Below are 17,835 nucleotides of genomic sequence, written 5' to 3' on the forward strand. Positions count from 1 at the left end.
CCCCTCACCTCCGTGACCTCGGCCAAGACCGACAACCTCAAGGTCACCACCGCGTTCCCCACCACCGCCAACAACGACTTCCAAGGCGCGACGTCCACCATCGCCTTCTCCTTCACCGGCACCCAACGCACCGAAACCACCAAGTAAGCACGCACCCCCGCTGACCCCAATGGGTCACGCGATAGACCCCAGGGGCCGGCCGGTATGCCCTTCCGGCCGGTTCTTGGCCATTTCACGTTGAACACCACGGAAGGAACGCCAAGCATGAGCGCACTGAGCACCATCATCACTCCCGCAGTTCACGGCCGGCGTTCCGCAGCGGCCACCCCGGCCCACCGGATCACCACCCGGCAGGGCAAAACCGTGGACAAGCACGTCGCCACCATCCTGGTCATCGGAATGCTCGCCTCCATCTGGACCAAAGACCCCACCAAAACCGCACCCGAGGAAACTGCCGGAGGCCGCGATGAAATCGTCGGGTAATCCAGGCGGTGAACTGGACTTGGGCAGGCTCCATTCCCTCGCCGAGGAACTGGGAAGTCCAGAACCGGCACTGCGTTTCCTCGCCAAATACCTTGCGATGCTTCCGCAGCGCGTCGAAAGAATCGTCCACGCTGTGGACGAGCATGACGCCACGGAGACCACCACCGCTGTTCTCAGCCTGAAGATCAGCTCTTCCATGGTGGGAGCCATGGAAACGGAGCATCAGTGCCGGGCCATCGAATCAATGATCCGGGAAAACCACTTCGACGACGCCGCCCATGCGCTGCCCGCACTGCGGCAGACCGCAGAACGTTGTCTTGCTTCACGGTCCGACCTCATCAGGGCCGCGCATACATCACTGACCCGGCACAGGGGATTTTTTCGGTCTTGAGCAGACCTTGAGTGTTCACCGAGGCCTTTCCTGAGGCCCGTTCGTCACACTGGAAACACATCATCCGCACTACCGGGACGGCATCACGCACATGCATGGCAAAGGCATCATCTGGCAAGTACCGGCCATCATCCTGGCCGCCGTGCTCCTGTTGATGGGCGTCCACATTTCACCGGCGCACGCCAAGTTCAACAACACCGCATCAGGTGCGATGGCTGTCAGTGCGGCAAAGATCCCGGCGCCGGCAGCCAACACGGTCACCGTGACGAAGTCCTGCGATTCATTCCTCTGGTTTGGCCAAGCCAAAATCAGCGTCAGCACTTTCACTGCCGTCACCTACGCGAACTACCACGAGCTCAAGGTCATAGACCCCGACGGCGTTGTACAGTTCACGGGCGACCTCAGCAAGGCCTCGGGAAAGAGCTACAGCTCAGGGGTCCAGAACACGAGCAACCTCTCAGGCACCTGGACCTACCAGATCCGCGGCTACTACAAGGTGCCCAACTCCACCAACGCATGGGCGGGCACACCCCTGACAGGGACGCTGAACTGCCCGTGAGCCGCATGCCCGGGCGGGGAGATCGTCCAGGCCCTGGTCACGACACTGCTCCTATTGCTGGCTGAGGGGCTGCCCGAGCGGTTCACGTTCCGTGGGCGGTGGCTGCTTGAAACGAAGCAGTCGTATCGCCAACACAAGCAGAGCAACATGCCAGAACACAGCTAGAAGGTTCCGCATTTCGGCGCCGGAGGTCGCTATCTCGACCAAGTTGATGACGTCGGGAACGATGAAGAAACCGGTCAGGACTACTGCTGCAATCAGGGGCGGCTTGTTTGTGCTCAACCGGGACCTGATGTTCCAGATACCGCCGGAGATCAAGGCGACGGCAAGCGCCGCTTCATAGGCGTCGTACACGAATATCGAGTTCCGCTCGCTCTCGCTGAGCGTAGAGATGACCGAGCCGTACGTCACTACACCGCACCAGCCCAGTACACGGCGCCGGCATCCACTCCGGGCGGCAGCATAGACATCAACGCCGCAACGCAACAGGATCGATATTTGGCCAACGAGCCGATTCTCCGCGTCGGCCGCGTCCTGCACGGCAAGACCGCGGAAGGACCCGGCCTGCGGACGGCCATCTGGTTTCGAGGCTGCAGCGTCCTACGACATGATCCACAGGCTAGAGGCAATCATCCCCCCCGACAAAACGCGGAACGCCGGACTCTGCGGCGCCCCGTCTCCAACTGCACGCTACTATAAGGAATATAAAGACTTTAAAAAATTTATAGGAGTGTAAAAGTGGCCGTGAAGAATCCGTTCAAGCCGACAGCTGGTGCGCGCCCACCACTTCTAGTCGGCCGGGACGATATGCGTCAGGACTTCGCCGAGAGCATCGAGAATGGGCCTGGAGCCCCTGGGCTGCTCTCTATTTTCACGGGACCCCGCGGCATCGGCAAGACAGTCATGCTGGGGGAAATTGAAGACGAAGCCATCGAACACGGCTGGATTGTCATCTCCGAAACCGCCACCGACGGCCTCGTGGACCGCATCAGTAGCGCCGTCCGCGCTGCGGCTGACGAGTTTGGGGACGGCCCTGCCGGCCGTCGGGTTACCGGGGTGACGATCGGAATCCTCCGCGTGGATACCCAGCTTCCGGCTGTTCGTGAGGTTCACTGGCGGCGGCAGATTACCGAACTGCTGGAAAAGTTGGGCGAGCAGGACACCGGGTTGCTGATCAGCATCGATGAGATTCATGCCGTGGACCGGACCGAACTCTCCGAAATCGCAGCGGTCGTCCAACATCTGATCCGCGAAAGCTTACCCATCGGCCTGGTCCTGGCTGGTCTGCCGAAGTCTGTCGAAGACTTGCTCAACGAAGGCGTCTCCACCTTCCTTCGCCGCGCCGAAAAGTACGACCTGCACAGGACCTCGATAGACGAGGTCGCCAACGCCTTCCGGGACACTTTCTCCGAAAGCGGCGTGAGCATCAGCGACGAACACCTCCAGCAGCTGGCCGAAGCGACGGGCGGCTACCCATTCCTGATCCAGCTCGTCGGCTATCACGTATGGAGTCAAGCCAGAAAATCAGGGGCGGTCGTCACCGACCAGGCGCTGGCTGCCGGTGTACAGAAAGCCCGCCGTCGCATGGGTGCCACCGTCCTGCAGTCCGCCTACTCGGCTCTTTCCGACGTCGATCAGTCGTACCTGCTGGCCATGGCTGAAGACGACGGCCCGTCCAGCACAACCACTATTGCGAAGCGTTTGGGCGTCAACGCCGTATACGGCGGCCAATACCGACTTCGGCTATTGGCCGCTGGGGTCATCGAAACAACAAGCCGGGGATACGTCGATTTCGCCGTCCCGACATTCCGCGAATTCCTCCGCGACACACCCGCTTATGGACTTCGGCTGCAGCACCCCCAACACTGAGAGCCACGCTGTAGCGCTCTGCGACCTCCCATAGGGTCAGCCGTTTCACCAGTGCCCATGGGGATGAGTCTGAGCGTGCCCGACTTTCCAAGCCCTGTACGACTACTTCAGGGCTGACTAGGCTGATCACCACCACTGTCTCGACCATGGACAGTCACCAAGGTCCACGGTCCTGTGTCTGTTCAGGAGTGCGCCATGTCAGCGACCTACACGTTCGACGTCTTTTCCAGTCTCGACGGCTTCGGTTCCGCCACCGGCAACTGGACCGGCTACTGGGGCAAGCAAGGACCGGAACTGCTTGAACGCCGCCTCGCCCAGTACAGCCAGGATCAGCGGATGGTCTTCGGAGCCAACACGTTCCGGTCCTTCGTGGAAATGCTGTCCACAAGCGATGAGGACTCAGAAGCCCGCGACCCATGGGTTACCCGGATGATCAGTCTGCCGGCCACAGTCGTGTCCACCACCCTGCAAGGACCCCTTGACTGGGCCGATGCGACCCTCGTCAGCGGTGATGCCGTGGACGTCGTCGCCCGGCTGAAGGAGGAATCCAACGTACCATTGCGCTCCCACGGGAGCCTGGCAATGAACCGGGCACTGATGGCCGCCGGACTGGTTGACCGCATTCAGGTCACGATCTTCCCGGTGATCACAGGTCAGACCGGAACGGGCTCGATCTTCCACGGCGCACAGGACTTCGACCTTGAACTCATCGAGAACCTGACACTCGACGGCCGCACGCAACAGCTCATCTATCGACCCACGCTGCACCAGTGAACTGCAGCGAAGAGCGCCCGCTCCAAACGCGAGACACCCTTTCGCAGCCTGAGAACCACTCCGGTAGGTTTGTCCCCCGTGGACGTAAATGCATTGAGTGTACAAATCCAGGACAAGTCCCGCGAAGAGCTCGGGGCTTCCGGAAGAAGGTCCTGGGACCTGAGGGCCGGTCGCACGCCGGGAACCAGCACGAAGAACGACGAGACCTCCCCCGCTTCGGGCCGGTACGGTCACTGACGACTCCAAAGTGGACCTGACCTTCGCGGACACCCAGAATCTGTCCGGTACTTAGCCGTCCTTCGCACGGCGCCTCGTCCGTCGCCGGTCCCCAGGTCTTGTTGCCTGACTTCATAGTTCCCTCTATGCAGCTGGAGGGCCCGCTGGTGTCGTCTGCCTTCTTGAAAGCGTGTAGTAAACCTGTAGTGCCCTGCATTTCAGACACGAAAAACCCCTCCGTTCCGGGCAAAATCGCCGGAATGGAGGGGTTCGTGGAGCCCCCTGTCGGATTCGAACCGACGACCCCCGCTTTACAAGAGCGGTGCTCTGGCCAACTGAGCTAAGGAGGCACGCTCCGGTTACCCGAAGCACTGCGCAAAAGAGCGCTAGATAAGGTTAGCCCAGACCATCCCCGTCAACGAAATTCGCCGGGACAAGCCGGGTCAAGCCGGGACCGAGCGGTACAACAGCGGCCGGCCACCCAGGAACAAGGGTGACCGGCCGACGTCGTGCATTCCGCGAGGGTTATCAGCCCTTGGCGGTAACTGCCGTCTGGATTTCAGCGTTCAGGTCGGTGCTGCCGTCCCACTGCTTGCCGTCGATGAACACGGTGGGCGTGCCGGTGATGCCGACTGCCGCAGCTTCCTGCGTGGCAACCTTTACCCACGGACGGAACTGCTTGCTGTCGACGCAGGTGTCGATGTTGGCTGCTCCAACCTCGGTAGCCATTTTCTTCAGGTCGTTGTCGGAGATGCCCGCTCCGCCTTCAGCCGGCTGGCGCTCGAAGAGCAAGTTGAAGAAGTCCGCGTACTTTTCCGGGGACGAGTTCACTACGCATGCAGCAGCGTTGGCCGCGCGGGAGGAGTAATTGGTGGTGGACTGCCGGTCCAGGAAGCCGAGGGGACGGTATTCGAGGGAGATCTTGCCTTCGTTGCGGAGGTTGGTCAGCGACTCTCCGTACGTGGTCTCGAACCGCTTGCACACGGGGCAGATGAAGTCGATGTAGGCAATGACCTTGACGGGCTTGCCGGCTTCGGCTTCGCCGCCGGGGACCGTCACGGTGGCAGGCGGGGTAGCTGCAGGGCTGGGGACGTCGGCAACGTTGACGCTGGCCGGCTCCGACTTAACAACCTCGCTGTTGGCCAGCAGCGTGACGCCGCCGTGGACGTTGCCGTTGGCCGGCGTCGGGCCCTGATCGGCGATAGGTGCGTTGTTCTGCGCTTGGCCGATGACAACGAAAGCCACCAACGCGATGATGACCACAACGGCAACCACAATGCCCCAGCCGACCAGAAGCTTGTTGCGCTTGTCCTTTTTCAACTGCTCTTCGCGGATTGCGCGCGCCTTTTCCCGTGCCTGGGCGGTGCGTTCAGCCTTGGACAGGCGTTGTTCGTTTGCGGGGCTCATCAGTTCCTCGGGGTATTCGACGTCAAAGGGCATAGCTAGGGCAACGGGGTCAGTTTACGGGAGCAAACTTGAAGATCTGCCGCAGACCCCTTGCCCGGTTGTTGAACGATCAAGTGCCATGGAAGATTCCGCTAGTAGGCTGGGAGTTGAGTCACAGCAACCCCAGGGAGCATTAATGCAGGATTTGGCAAGCGAAAAACTCAAGACCGAAGAAGGCGTTCGGGCTTCTCCCGTCAAGAAGCCCACGGCAACCAAGTTCGACTTCATGGTGGTCTCCAACAGGCTGCCCGTTGACCGTATCAGCGACGACAGCGGACACGGCGCCGACGGTTGGCGGCGTTCACCCGGAGGTCTCGTCACGGCGCTCGCGCCAATGATGACGAAGTCCGACGGCGCGTGGGTGGGTTGGCATGGCGCCCCGGACGAGACGGTGCGCCCGTTCAGCCATGAAGGCATGGACCTCATCCCGGTCCAGTTGAGCAGCGATGACGTCGAATTGTTCTACGAGGGATTCTCCAACGCGACCATCTGGCCGCTGTATCACGACGTCATTGCGCCCCCGGAGTTCCACCGTACGTGGTGGGATTCCTACCGCAAGGTCAACCGGAAGTTCGCCGACGCCGTGACCCGCCATGCCGCCGACGGCGCCACTGTGTGGGTACAGGACTACCAACTCCAGTTGGTTCCGCGCCTGCTGCGCGAAACCCGGCCGGACCTCAAGATTGGTTTCTTCAACCACATTCCCTTCCCGCCTCCGGAGATCTTCGCCCAACTGCCGTGGCGTCGTGAAATCATCGACGGCCTGCTTGGCGCGGACCTCCTGGGCTTCCAGCGGCCCAGTGACGCCGGCAACTTCATGCGTTCGGCCCGCCGCTTCCTGGGCGCCAGCGTCAAGCAGCAGCAGGTTCACGTCAAGGGTCCCGACGGCGAAGTCACGCACATTGCCAGGGCGCAGGCCTTCCCGATCTCCATCGACGTTGCCCAGATCCGCGAGCTCGCGTCCAACCCTGAGATCATCGAGCGCGCACAGCAGATCCGCAAGGACCTCGGCAATCCGAAGACCATCCTCCTTGGCGTGGACCGGCTGGACTACACCAAGGGCATCCGGCACCGGCTCAAGGCCTTCGAGGAACTCCTTGCGGACGGACACATCAAGGTCGAGGACGCCACCCTCATCCAAGTGGCAAGCCCCAGCCGGGAACGGGTGGAACAGTACAGGCTGCTCCGCGAGGAGATCGAAGGCACCGTGGGCCACATCAACGGCACCTACGACACCATCCAGAACACTGCGGTCCGCTACCTGCACCACAGCTACCCGGTGGAAGAAATGGTGGCTCTGTACCTCGCTGCGGACGTCATGCTGGTCACCGCGCTGCGCGACGGCATGAACTTGGTGGCCAAGGAATACGTCACAGCCCGTTCCGAGGATGACGGCGCGCTGGTCCTGAGTGAGTTCGCCGGCGCTGCCGACCAACTCAAGCAGGCGCTCCTGATCAACCCGCACGACATCGACGGACTCAAGTCCACCATCCTGCGGGCCATCAACCTGCCCGCCAAAGAAGCACGCCGCCGCATGAAGCTGATGCGCAAGCAAATCCTGGATCACGACGTCGATCACTGGTCAGCGGAGTTCCTGGCCGCCCTGGAAGAGAAGGTAGTGCGCGATGACAGCTGAGAGCCTTTCCCTTTCGCCGGAGCTGCTTGAAGCAGTCCGGCGAATTTCCGGCACGGAGCATTTGTTGGTGGCCCTCGATTTCGATGGCACCCTCTCCCCCATCGTGGACCGGGCGGAGGACGCCAGGCCGCTGCCACGATCCGCTGCCGCTTTGGAGGCACTCGCTGAACTGCCACGCACGACGACGGCACTCATCTCTGGCAGGGCCCTGGACAGCCTGCGGTTGGTCGCCTCGCCTCCTGCGGACACGCTGCTGATCGGCAGCCACGGGGCGGAAGTCTGGCTCGGTGAAGGATCCTTGGGCTTGGAACTGGACGACGAACAGCGCGCCAACCTGGCTGCGGTCCGTGAGGTCCTCGCTGAAATCGTGAACATCGCTCCGGGGACGTTGCTTGAGGACAAGCCCGCCGGCGTCGTCCTCCACACGAGGATGGCCGACGACGACGTCGCGGAAGACGCCGTCGAGGCCGCCACCCGGGTGCTCCGCGAGCATCCGGGCGTGTACCTCAAAACCGGCAAACGCGTGCTGGAGACCTCTGTGGTCCATGCTTCCAAAGGTGAGGCCGTTGAATTCCTGCGGCAGGCAACCGGCGCTACGGCCATCCTGTTCGCAGGAGACGATGTCACCGATGAGGATGCGTTGGGCCGGCTCCTGGGTGATGATGTGGGCATCAAGGTTGGCCTGGACTTCACTCAGGCCCAGTACAGGGTAGAAGCGCCGGTGCACGTGGCGGAGTTGCTGGAAGCCCTGTTGAGGGAGCGTCGGCGGGTCACCGCCGAGGCCTAGCGAGTGACCAGCGCAACATGTGACGTTCGTAACATTTAGGTAGTATGTCCAAAAGTCTGACATACTCTTGGATGTGATGTGACGCACAGTACCGTGCGACGTCACACGATCCTCCCCGGCCATTGGCCGGGGAGTTCAACTGAAGAAAATGAACCATTCACAACGGATCGTCCGGCACGTACCTGCCGGTGAAGGGATTGATAACTGTGGCTACAGTTACTTTTGATAACGCTACGCGTCTGTACCCGGGCACAGATAAGCCCGCCGTCGATAAACTCAACATCGACATCGCCGATGGCGAATTCCTGGTCCTCGTTGGACCCTCCGGTTGCGGTAAGTCCACCTCCCTGCGCATGCTCGCAGGCCTTGAGGACGTCAACGCCGGCCGCATCCTGATCGGTGACCGCGACGTCACTGATGTCCCGCCGAAGGACCGCGACATCGCAATGGTCTTCCAGAACTACGCTCTGTACCCGCACATGACGGTTGCAGACAACATGGGCTTCGCACTGAAGATCGCCGGCATCTCCAAGGAAGAGCGCGCCGAGCGTGTTCGCGAAGCCGCCAAGCTTCTTGACCTTGAGGCTTACCTGGACCGCAAGCCGAAGGCACTCTCCGGTGGTCAGCGCCAGCGTGTTGCCATGGGCCGTGCAATCGTCCGTAACCCGCAGGTCTTCCTCATGGATGAGCCGCTGTCCAACCTTGATGCCAAGCTCCGCGTCCAGACCCGTACGCAGATTGCATCCCTCACCCGCCGCCTGGGTGTCACCACCGTTTACGTGACGCACGACCAGGTCGAGGCAATGACCATGGGTGACCGCGTCGCAGTGCTGAAGGACGGCCTGCTCCAGCAGGTTGACACCCCGCGCAACCTGTACGACCGCCCGCAGAACGTCTTCGTTGCAGGCTTCATCGGCTCCCCGGCCATGAACCTGCTGGAACTGCCGGTCGTCGACGGCGGTGTCCAGTTCGGCGGAACGGTTTACCCCGTGCCGCGCAACATCCTCGAAGAGGCTCACGGCCAGACCGTCACCGTCGGTTCGCGTCCGGAAGACCTTGAGACCGTCGGCAACGGCGAAGGCCTCCAGGTTGAGGTTGACGTCGTCGAAGAACTCGGCGCCGACGCTTACGTCTACGGCCACACCATCCTTGATGGCAAGAGCCACGACATCGTTGCACGCGTCGATGGTCGTCGCCCCCCGATGAAGGGCGAGTCCATCTTCGTTCGTCCGCAGTCCGGCCACGTGCACCTGTTCGACACCAAGACCGGCCTCCGCCTGGGCGACTAGTCCCACCGGCAGTCACATAGCTCCGCATGAAAGCGGCCCGACCCCTCCAGGTCGGGCCGCTCTCGCGTTAACCTAACTCCTGCGAAAGAATGGCATGAACACGACGGACACCCTGATCCCCCGCCCCTCCCACGTCGCACTCCAGGACAGCCCTGCCTTCACGCTTGCCCCCACAGCACGGATCAGCGCCACGGCCCCAGCCACGGAGCTCGCCGAACAACTGGCCTCGCTGCTGCGCGCCGGCACCGGTTTCGAACTGCCCATCGTTGAGGACACCCGCCCCGGTGACATCTCCCTTGAGTTCGCGGAAGCGTTCGACGGCGGCCCGGAAGCGTACACGCTCAGCGTCACCGAGGGTGGCGTCAGGCTCACGGCCTCCACTCCGGCCGGACTCTTCAATGCGGTCCAGACGCTCCGCCAGCTTTTCCCTGCGTCCGTTGAGAAGGCGGACGCAAGCAACGCCGAATGGGTGATTCCCGCCGTCGACATCGCCGACGCGCCGCGGTTCGCGTACCGCGGCCTGATGCTGGACGTTGCCCGAAGCTTCTTCACGGTGGAGGAGGTCAAGGCGCAGATCGACGTCATGACCCAGTTCAAGCTGAACGCCCTGCACCTGCACCTCACGGACGACCAGTCGTGGCGCATCGAGATCCACGACCCGGAGCAAAACCCTTCGGGGTTGCCCTACGCCCAGCTGACTGCCCTGGGCGGACAAGGCGCCGTGGAGGTCCCTACAGCGGTTCCTGCCCGCGGGCGCGCGGGTTTCTACACGCAGCAGGATTTCAAGGACATCCAGGCCTACGCCGCCACCAAGAACGTGCTGGTGATCCCGGAGATTGACCTCCCGGGACACGTCAACGCCGCCCTCGCAGCGATTCCCCAGCTCAATCCCGATGGTCAGGCGAAGCCCATGAGCACCACCTCGGAGGTGGGATGGTCCACCTTTACCGCTGACCTGCCGGTCACCTACGAGTTCGTCCGCGAAGTCCTCGGGCAACTTGCCGCCATCACGGCAGGGCCCTACCTCCACGTCGGCGGCGACGAAGCCCACGTCACAGGACATGACGACTACGTGACCATGGTGCAGCAGTTCGTCCGGATCGGAGCCGAAACCGGCAAGACGGTGGTGGGCTGGAACGAGTTCGCCGCCGTCGAACTCCCGGAAGGTGCCGTCATCCAGTACTGGCACGGTGACTTCGCCCCGGTGGTCCGGCAGGCCGAAGAAAGCGGCGCGAAGGTGATCATGTCACCCGCCGCCAATACCTACCTGGACCAAAAGTACGCGTCTGACAGCCCCATCGGACTCGAATGGGTTGAAGGCGGCCCTTTCACCTGGGCCGAGTACTACAACTGGGATCCTGCCCAGGGCGGCCTCAAGGATCACCAGATCCTCGGCGTCGAAGGACCCCTGTGGACAGAAACCGTACGGAATAATGAGCAGGCGCATTGGCTGCTTTACCCCCGGGCTGTTTCCCTCGCGGAAGTCGCGTGGTCCGGCCAGGAGGTCCGCAACGCAGGTGACTTCCGACGTCGTCTGGGCGCCTTGGGCGAGCGGCTCGCCCACCAGGGCGTCGCCTTCCAGGCCGCACCCGACGTCGAGTGGTCAGCCACCTCGAAGTGGCCGTTCCCCGAAGCCGGAACGTCCTCCACCCCTAAGTACGGAACAATTGAGGCATGAGCGAGCAAAACGGAGCCCAGTGGCACGACGAACCTACCGATTACGGGCAGATCGGCAAGCTCCCCCGCACTGAAGCCGCGAGTGCGCAGGACACCGCACCGCCAGCGAGTGTTATCGGTTCCCTGAACATCACGGCGGCTGCGGCCGACCCGGAACTGTTGGATCTTCCGTGGCACATTGCCTTGGAGGATTGGCCGGCCGAGAACCTTGCGGCGCTCCCCCGCGGTATTTCGCGGCACATCGTGCGTTTCGCGCACCTGGGTGGCTCGGTCATCGCCATCAAGGAAACCTCCGAGCACGTGGCCCGCCACGAGTACCACATGCTGCGGAAGCTGGCCCGGTTGGATGTTCCCTGCGTGGAGCCGGTTGCTGTGATCACCGGACGCACCACCGCGGATGGCCGGCCGCTGAACCCTGTGCTGGTAACCCGGCACCTCAAGTTCTCCATGCCGTACCGGGCGTTGTTCTCGCAAATGCTCCGCAAGGACACCCTGACCCGGCTCATTGACGCGCAGGCCCTGCTGCTGGTTCGCCTGCACCTTGTGGGCTTCTACTGGGGTGACGTTTCGCTGTCCAACACGTTGTTCCGCCGTGATGCCGGCGCTTTCGCCGCTTATTTGGTGGACGCCGAAACGGGCGAACTCTATCCGGACCTCTCCATGGGCCAGCGTGAATACGACCTCGAAATCGCCCGCGTGAACATCGCCGGTGAGCTGATGGACCTGCTGGACGGCGGGCTGATCGAGGAAAAGGTGGATCCCGTCGCCACCAGTGAGCTGATCATGGACAGCTACCGCCGGCTCTGGACCGAGCTGACGGAGAAGGAGTCCTTCGAACTCGGCGAAAGGTGGCGCGTGGCTGCCCGCATCCGGCGCCTCAACGAGCTGGGCTTCGACGTGGAGGAATACGCCATCAAGACCACGGCGGACGGCTCCACCATCCAGCTCCAGCCCAAAGTGGTCGACGCCGGTCATCACCAGCGTCGCTTGCTGCGCCTGACCGGGTTGGACGCCCAGGAGAACCAGGCCCGCAGGCTCTTGAACGACATGGACCAGTTCCGGGCGGACAACAACCCGGACCTGGACGAGGAAATCAGCGCCCACATTTGGGTCAGCCAGATCTTCGAGCCCATTGTCCGTTCCATTCCACGGCACCTGGCCGGGAAGCTGGAGCCCGCGGAAGTGGTGCACGAGGTCCTGGAGCACCGCTGGTACATGAGCCAGAAGCAGGACAGGTACGTCCCCTTGGCGGAGACGGTTCAGTCCTATCTGGACACTGTGCTGCAGCACCGCCGCGATGAGGCTGCCATCATGCTGAACCCGGATACGGAGCTGCTGAAGATCCTTGAGGTCGAGGTGGAGGAATCCGGCAGGTACGACGACGAAGACGAAGACGAATACCCGGACGCCGACGACTAGCGGAGTTTTTGTACAGATAACGCCCGGAAGAGGGCCTCTAAAGGGCGTTATCTGTACGAAAACTCACGGTTCCAGGGTTTCAGCGAGGCCAGCCAGGACCGGTTCGCGGCCCAGCTCGATGTGCGAGTACGCCAGCGAGTAAGCCAGGTCCGGCCGGCCCTTCAGGATCGCGTTGCACAACTCCGTGTGCTCGTCGCGCTGAAGTTCGTTGCTGCGGTTGTGGGCCAGCCCAAAGATCCAGCGCATCCGGCCAAAGAGGGGTTTCACGGACTCGATCAGCAGCCGGTTGCCGGACAGGCGCACGATTTCGGCGTGCAACTCGGCGCTGATGACGGCAACGTCGTCAGTCCGGTCCTCGTCGATGGCAGTCTTGGACGCTTCCATGAGTTCTTGGAGGCGTCCGCCGTCGCTTCCCTCGGCAACCCTGGTGGCGGCCATCCGCGCGGCGAAGGTTTCCAGGCACAGGCGGACATCGAAGAGCTCGTTGACATCCGTCAGTGTCAGTTGGCGCACCACGGCACCACGGCGCGGGAACGTCGCCACAAAACCGTCCTGTTCCAAGCGCTGGATGGCTTCCCGGACCGGTATGCGGGACACGTTGTAGAGCTCGGAGAGTTCGCGTTCGCGCAAGCGCATGCCCTGCGCGTAAGTACCCGTGACGATCCCTTCCAACACCAGTTGGTAGACGTTCTCCGCACGCGCCTCATCATCACGGCCGTTTCCGGTGTCCGGCATCGCCTCAGCCACTGTCAAACTTCCCTTCATGCCGGCGTACGCTCCATGTGCCGGACGGCGCCGGTCAGCGTTCCAACCGAGCATACACGGGAGGAAACAGCTGATCGGCCGGTCGGTTCCGGGCATCCCGCACAGTGTAGGCGCGGCGCATCTTGTCGAACAGCTCCTGGCCCTTGGAGCGCCAATAGTCCAGGTCAACTCCGGCGATCACGCCGTCTGCCATGATGGTCCGTCCTGCCACCACGGAGAGCACGGCCTGGCGCGCTGTTCCATTCAGGAGGAGGGTTCGGATGGGGTCCTCGTGGACGCCGTCGCGAAGGTCGCCCAGTGAAAAAGCGACCATGTCTGCTTGGGCGCCGGGCTCCAGCCGCCCCAAGTCCGGCCGCCGCAAGGCCTGCGCTCCACCCAGCGTGGCGGCGTCGACGTATCCGGCAACGTCCCCGGCGTCGTTGGAGCCCGCCAGGATCTTGGCGAGCTGCACACCGGAGTCAATGCCCCGGATGAGGTCCGGTGGGAACGAGTCAGTGCCCAGCGAAATGTTGATGCCCGCCTCCTTGTAGGCCTTGAACGAGTCGAGCGTGCTCCCGTAGCGCATGGAGGTCAGTGGGCAGTGGATGATGCTGGCACCGCTGTCCGCCAGCCGGGCGAGATCGCCCCGATCCTCACCGAACACTGCTGGATTCCGGTCCGTGTAGGTCGCGTGCGGGATCAAGAGGCGTTCGTTCAACAGCCCTGCCTGGTCCAGCAATTCCAGAGGCGTCACGCCGTGCCACTCCTGGATGAGCTCACGTTCAACCAAGCCCTGCAGCGAGTGCAGGCGGACCAGGACGTCCCTCTCATTGGAGGCCGCCGCTGTTTCCTTGAGCAACTCGAGGTCCAGGGTCTCTATGCGGCACGGGAGGAGGACGCCGTTAACCAACGGGTCATTGAGTTCCGTTGCATGGTCCAGGAAGCGCAGGGCACCGGCCAGTCCCTCACGGCCGCGACCGTCGTCGAACATTACTGAACGGCTGCCGTCCTCCAGCACAACATTGACGCCCGACCGGTAGGCGGGGCCAAGGTACCCCCGAAGGCCAAGCCGCCGGCTGGTCTCCGCCATCCCCACCAGTTCCTCGAAGGGTTCAGCCCACTCGGAATGAACCTCGGACGCGATGGGCATGTACGTGGTGATGCCGTGCAGGATCAGCTGAATCAAGGCGTATTCCCGGACCTGCTGGCGTTCTTCGGCGGTGAAGACGTTGGCCCGACGGTTGCGGAAGTAGTCCTCGGACCACTGGTGCCCCTTGGCCTGCTCCGGGCCGGCCCAACTGTCCAGGATGAGGTGGTCGATGTCCGTCAGGGCATCGAGGTCGATCAGCCCCGGCATCAGCAAGGCATCCCCTGCGTCGAGCTCCTCGTCCACAGGCCCCGTGTAGTCGTGGCCAACGTAGTCGATGGCGTCGCCGCTGTAGACCACACATGCGTCCTCCAGCAGCACGTGACGTCCCTTGTGATGACCCAGCACGTACCGGGCGGTGACCTTGGTGGGCACCGCAACTCCTCTTCCTCATGTGGTACAGATCCCAAAAGAAACTCTCTGGTATTCCAAACAGTACATTATTTGTGATTTACATCGCACCAATCCTGATCTAGTCTATTTTGGTATACAAGAACTCCGGAGCCAGCTCCTTGGATCATGAATCGAGCAGAACCGTTGACCCAGTTACAGTCCGAACCAAGCATCGGAAGCCCGCCGCTTCCTCCGGCAACGACGCCGGAGGCCAAAGCACCCGCCGAGGCCCGCTCCCTGCTCGCCACCGCCTGGATGCGGATCCGGCGAAGCAAGATCGCCCTCCTCAGCCTGTGCGTGGTGGTGGCTATCATGCTCTTCGCCATCCTGGCTCCCGTCTTGAGTGCCATGTCCGGCAACGACCCCTTCACCTCCAACACCGGCCCGGACGTACTGGATGACTTCCAGACACCAGGGCTGCCGCTCCCCGGCTACATTTACCCGTCCGCCCAGCACTGGCTGGGCGTCGAGCCCGGACTGGGCCGCGACCTGTTCGCCAGGCTCGCCCACGGTGGGCAGGTCTCCCTCACCATCGCCCTGCTGTCCACCGCAGTGTCAGTGGTCCTGGGAACGGTCCTCGGAGCGGCCGCCGGCTACTTCGGCGGCAAGACCGACGCCATCATCAGCCGCATCATGGACCTGTTCCTGGCCTTCCCGCACCTCCTCCTGGTGCTGTCCCTGACCCCCATCCTGCAATCGCGGCTCAGGGATACCCCGTTGGGTGAAGGCAGCTTCCTGCCCATGGCCTCGCTGGTGATCATCCTGGGCTTCTTCGGCTGGGCCTACCTCGCACGAATCGTCCGCGGGCAGGTGCTCAGCCTCCGCGAGCGCGAATTCGTGGAAGCCGCCAGGTCCTTCGGCGCCTCCCACCTGAGCGTCCTGTTCCGGCAGATCATCCCCAACGTCATGGGCGTCGTCCTGGTATACGCCACCATGCTGATCCCCACCAACATTTCGGCAGAAGCGGCACTGTCCTTCCTCGGCGTCGGCGTCAAGGACCCCACACCGTCGTGGGGGCAGATGCTGAACGCCGCCCAATCCGGCAACTGGTACCTCAGTGATCCGTGGTTCCTCGCCGTACCCGGCATCATGCTCATCGTCACCGTCCTGGCCTTCAACCTTCTGGGCGACGCAGTCCGCGACGCCCTGGATCCCAAAGCCTCGCGCCACTAGCCCTCATCCCCCGCATCGCCTTTCACCCCCTCACAAGGAGCATCATGAAAACCCCTGCAAGAGCACTGGCACTTTCGGTGTTGATCGCCATGGCAGCCACTGGCTGCGGCGCCGGCCAAAGCCAGCCCGGCAGTTCCCAGTCGGCCGGGTCGGTCACGGAGTTGGCCCCCAACGTGGTCAAGTCCGGCTTCAACGGCAAGGGCGGCAACATCAACGTCCTCATGTCCTCCGATTTCCAGACCCTGGATCCGGGCAACAGCAACTATGTCCAGACCGCCAACGTCGGCCAGCTGTACTACCGCACGCTGACCATGGCCAAGGAAACCGCAGGCCAGCCGCCAACAGTGGTCCCGGACCTTGCGACCGATACAGGCAAGGTCTCCGATGACGGCCTGAGCTGGACGTTCACCCTTAAGGAAGGCGTGAAGTTCGAGGATGGCACGCCCATCACCTCGGCAGACATCAAGTACGGCGTGGAGCGGACTTTCGCGCAGGACGTCTTCACCCAGGCGCCGCAGGAGTTGAATGCAGCGCTCGACGCCGGTGGGTACAAGGGACCTTATAAGGATCCTTCCGCTGTGCTCAAGGCGGTTGAAACACCCGATGACCGCACCGTGGTCTTCCACTTGAAGAAGCCGTTCGCGGAGTTCCCGGCCCTGGCATCGCGGTCCAACACGGCCCCGGTTCCGAAGGCCAAGGACACCAAGCTGGACTACACCAACCACCCCGTTTCCTCGGGGCCCTACATGGTGGAGTCGTACAACCGCGGCAAGTCCCTCAAGCTGGTCCGCAACCCGCACTGGGATCCCGCCACGGACCCCAACCGTTCGGCCCTTCCGGACACGTTCAGCTTCTCGCTCTCCACGTCGCAGGCCACCATCAGCCAGCAGCTGCTGGCCGACTCGGACCCGAACGCCATCACTCTGGACTCCAACGGCGCCCTGCAGACCTCTGACTCCGCCAAACTGGCCGATGCCAAGGTCAAGGACCGCGTCGCCTCCGGTCTCCTGGGATGCAACGACGTCCTGAGCCTGAACACGGAAAAGATCAAGGACCCGGATGTCCGCAAGGCCATCGCCTTGGCGCTGGACCGCCAGTCCATCCTGGTCCAGTACGGCGGACGTCGCTTTGGCGAGATCACCCAGAGCCCGCTGAACGCGAAAATGCGTGGCTACGTGGAGACCGAACTGGAGCTGGATCCCACGGGGAAGCCCAAGCTGGAGGAAGCCAAGAAGCTTCTGGAAGGCAAGGACTACCCCAAGAGCCTTACGTACGGCTACGCCAACAACCGGGATGCTTTCAAGAACACGGGCACCGTGGTGCAGCAGAACCTGAAGGCCCTGGGCATCGAGGTGGAACTGGTGGCGATTCCCGCACCGAACTACTACTCCATCCTGGCCAGCGAGCAACTCCCGGACATGGGCCGTTCCGGCTGGTGCGGTGGCGCCGATCCTGCGTCCATCCGTACCTCCGCAGATCCACTGCTTGGCCCGAACAACGAGGGCACCAGTTACGGCTTCTCCAACACGTCCCGCTACTTCGATCCCGTGGTTTCCAAGGCCATGTTTGATCTCCGCAATACGGATGGCACCTCCGAGGAACTGGGCAAGAAGTGGTCCGAGGCCTTCGGATCGGCGTTGAAGACGTACCCGATCGTGCCACTCATCCGCAGCCACACCAACAGCGTGGTGGGTTCGAACGTCCGCAATGCCCAGGTGGGCTACTTCTTCGGCGGCATCGACCTCTCGATCGTCGGCGTCGAGAAATAGTCGGGCTTCGAAAACCACATAGTCCAGAAGGAGAAGCGGGCCGCCTGCACCAGCGGGCGGCCC

16 protein-coding genes and 1 tRNA gene are annotated in these 17,835 nt (G+C 62.7%); 12 read left to right on the plus strand and 5 right to left on the minus strand.

Annotated features, from left to right (window positions below; all coding sequences use genetic code 11):
- The first annotated feature begins 264 nt into the window (after positions 1-264).
- From AB4Y77_RS22270 to AB4Y77_RS22280, 3 genes are all read left to right on the plus strand, one after another.
- Complete coding sequence (locus tag AB4Y77_RS22270) at positions 265-483, plus strand: hypothetical protein (RefSeq protein WP_442015379.1); 219 nt, start codon at positions 265-267, stop codon at positions 481-483.
- A complete protein-coding gene (locus tag AB4Y77_RS22275) occupies positions 467-874 on the plus strand; it encodes an Hpt domain-containing protein (RefSeq protein ID WP_442015380.1) in 408 nt (135 codons plus the stop codon). Before AB4Y77_RS22270 ends, AB4Y77_RS22275 begins: the two co-directional genes overlap by 17 nt.
- Positions 875-965: 91 nt before the next feature.
- Positions 966-1,433 carry a hypothetical protein gene (locus tag AB4Y77_RS22280; protein WP_311214932.1) on the plus strand — a complete coding sequence of 156 codons (468 nt, stop codon included), beginning with the start codon at positions 966-968 and terminating at the stop codon, positions 1,431-1,433.
- 51 nt (positions 1,434-1,484) lie between these two features.
- Here the strand turns inward: AB4Y77_RS22280 and AB4Y77_RS22285 are convergent, their stop codons facing one another.
- Complete coding sequence (locus AB4Y77_RS22285; RefSeq protein ID WP_442015381.1) at positions 1,485-1,973, minus strand: hypothetical protein; 489 nt, start codon at positions 1,971-1,973, stop codon at positions 1,485-1,487.
- A 198-nt stretch (positions 1,974-2,171) separates the two neighbouring features.
- Between AB4Y77_RS22285 and AB4Y77_RS22290 the strand changes: the two genes are divergently transcribed.
- Positions 2,172-3,302 (plus strand): ATP-binding protein, encoded by a 1,131-nt coding sequence (locus AB4Y77_RS22290; protein ID WP_311214935.1) that lies wholly within the window; start codon positions 2,172-2,174, stop codon positions 3,300-3,302.
- A gap of 195 nt (positions 3,303-3,497) precedes the next feature.
- Positions 3,498-4,076 (plus strand): dihydrofolate reductase family protein, encoded by a 579-nt coding sequence (locus AB4Y77_RS22295; RefSeq protein WP_442015382.1) that lies wholly within the window; start codon positions 3,498-3,500, stop codon positions 4,074-4,076.
- A gap of 489 nt (positions 4,077-4,565) precedes the next feature.
- Here the strand turns inward: AB4Y77_RS22295 and AB4Y77_RS22300 are convergent.
- Positions 4,566-4,642: transfer RNA gene (locus AB4Y77_RS22300), tRNA-Thr, on the minus strand.
- A 178-nt stretch (positions 4,643-4,820) separates the two neighbouring features.
- A complete protein-coding gene (locus tag AB4Y77_RS22305) occupies positions 4,821-5,699 on the minus strand; it encodes a DsbA family protein (RefSeq protein WP_311214937.1) in 879 nt (292 codons plus the stop codon).
- A gap of 175 nt (positions 5,700-5,874) precedes the next feature.
- On the opposite strand from AB4Y77_RS22305, the gene AB4Y77_RS22310 reads away from it, so the two are divergent.
- The 5 genes from AB4Y77_RS22310 (at position 5,875) to AB4Y77_RS22330 (ending at position 12,546) form a co-directional block, all read left to right on the plus strand.
- Positions 5,875-7,374, plus strand: coding sequence for an alpha,alpha-trehalose-phosphate synthase (UDP-forming) (locus AB4Y77_RS22310; RefSeq protein WP_442015383.1), 1,500 nt, complete (start codon positions 5,875-5,877; stop codon positions 7,372-7,374).
- Positions 7,364-8,161, plus strand: coding sequence for a trehalose-phosphatase (otsB, locus tag AB4Y77_RS22315; RefSeq protein ID WP_442015384.1), 798 nt, complete (start codon positions 7,364-7,366; stop codon positions 8,159-8,161). Before AB4Y77_RS22310 ends, otsB begins: the two co-directional genes overlap by 11 nt.
- A gap of 206 nt (positions 8,162-8,367) precedes the next feature.
- On the plus strand, positions 8,368-9,450 hold the full coding sequence (locus tag AB4Y77_RS22320; protein WP_311214940.1) for an ABC transporter ATP-binding protein: 1,083 nt from the start codon (positions 8,368-8,370) through the stop codon (positions 9,448-9,450).
- A gap of 94 nt (positions 9,451-9,544) precedes the next feature.
- Positions 9,545-11,128 carry a beta-N-acetylhexosaminidase gene (locus tag AB4Y77_RS22325; protein WP_311214941.1) on the plus strand — a complete coding sequence of 528 codons (1,584 nt, stop codon included), beginning with the start codon at positions 9,545-9,547 and terminating at the stop codon, positions 11,126-11,128.
- Positions 11,125-12,546 carry a DUF4032 domain-containing protein gene (locus AB4Y77_RS22330; RefSeq protein ID WP_311214942.1) on the plus strand — a complete coding sequence of 474 codons (1,422 nt, stop codon included), beginning with the start codon at positions 11,125-11,127 and terminating at the stop codon, positions 12,544-12,546. The genes AB4Y77_RS22325 and AB4Y77_RS22330 overlap by 4 nt, the downstream gene beginning before the upstream one ends.
- A gap of 63 nt (positions 12,547-12,609) precedes the next feature.
- Here the strand turns inward: AB4Y77_RS22330 and AB4Y77_RS22335 are convergent, their stop codons facing one another.
- On the minus strand, positions 12,610-13,311 hold the full coding sequence (locus AB4Y77_RS22335; protein WP_311214943.1) for a GntR family transcriptional regulator: 702 nt from the start codon (positions 13,309-13,311) through the stop codon (positions 12,610-12,612).
- 34 nt (positions 13,312-13,345) lie between these two features.
- A complete protein-coding gene (locus AB4Y77_RS22340) occupies positions 13,346-14,812 on the minus strand; it encodes a chlorohydrolase family protein (RefSeq protein ID WP_442015385.1) in 1,467 nt (488 codons plus the stop codon).
- A gap of 144 nt (positions 14,813-14,956) precedes the next feature.
- Here AB4Y77_RS22340 and AB4Y77_RS22345 point away from each other — a divergent pair, with 144 nt between their 5' ends.
- Positions 14,957-16,003 (plus strand): ABC transporter permease, encoded by a 1,047-nt coding sequence (locus tag AB4Y77_RS22345; RefSeq protein WP_442015386.1) that lies wholly within the window; start codon positions 14,957-14,959, stop codon positions 16,001-16,003.
- A gap of 44 nt (positions 16,004-16,047) precedes the next feature.
- Entirely contained in the window at positions 16,048-17,772 is a 1,725-nt protein-coding gene (locus AB4Y77_RS22350; protein WP_311214946.1) for an ABC transporter substrate-binding protein, read from the plus strand.
- Positions 17,773-17,835: the final 63 nt, after the last annotated feature.

This window comes from Paenarthrobacter sp. YAF11_1 (assembly GCF_052113445.1).
In the GTDB taxonomy this organism is placed as follows: Bacteria; Actinomycetota; Actinomycetes; order Actinomycetales; family Micrococcaceae; genus Arthrobacter.

Bases quoted from the DNA above. Each gene is read 5' to 3' on its own strand.
- AB4Y77_RS22270 (WP_442015379.1), top strand. From the start codon at position 265: ATGAGCGCACTGAGCACCATCATCACTCCCGCAGTTCACGGCCGGCGT.
- AB4Y77_RS22275 (WP_442015380.1), top strand. From the start codon at position 467: ATGAAATCGTCGGGTAATCCAGGCGGTGAACTGGACTTGGGCAGGCTC.
- AB4Y77_RS22280 (WP_311214932.1), top strand. From the start codon at position 966: ATGCATGGCAAAGGCATCATCTGGCAAGTACCGGCCATCATCCTGGCC.
- AB4Y77_RS22295 (WP_442015382.1), top strand. From the start codon at position 3,498: ATGTCAGCGACCTACACGTTCGACGTCTTTTCCAGTCTCGACGGCTTC.
- AB4Y77_RS22305 (WP_311214937.1), bottom strand. From the start codon at position 5,699: ATGAGCCCCGCAAACGAACAACGCCTGTCCAAGGCTGAACGCACCGCC.
- AB4Y77_RS22310 (WP_442015383.1), top strand. From the start codon at position 5,875: ATGCAGGATTTGGCAAGCGAAAAACTCAAGACCGAAGAAGGCGTTCGG.
- otsB (WP_442015384.1), top strand. From the start codon at position 7,364: ATGACAGCTGAGAGCCTTTCCCTTTCGCCGGAGCTGCTTGAAGCAGTC.
- AB4Y77_RS22325 (WP_311214941.1), top strand. From the start codon at position 9,545: ATGAACACGACGGACACCCTGATCCCCCGCCCCTCCCACGTCGCACTC.
- AB4Y77_RS22330 (WP_311214942.1), top strand. From the start codon at position 11,125: ATGAGCGAGCAAAACGGAGCCCAGTGGCACGACGAACCTACCGATTAC.
- AB4Y77_RS22335 (WP_311214943.1), bottom strand. From the start codon at position 13,311: ATGAAGGGAAGTTTGACAGTGGCTGAGGCGATGCCGGACACCGGAAAC.
- AB4Y77_RS22345 (WP_442015386.1), top strand. From the start codon at position 14,957: ATGAATCGAGCAGAACCGTTGACCCAGTTACAGTCCGAACCAAGCATC.
- AB4Y77_RS22350 (WP_311214946.1), top strand. From the start codon at position 16,048: ATGAAAACCCCTGCAAGAGCACTGGCACTTTCGGTGTTGATCGCCATG.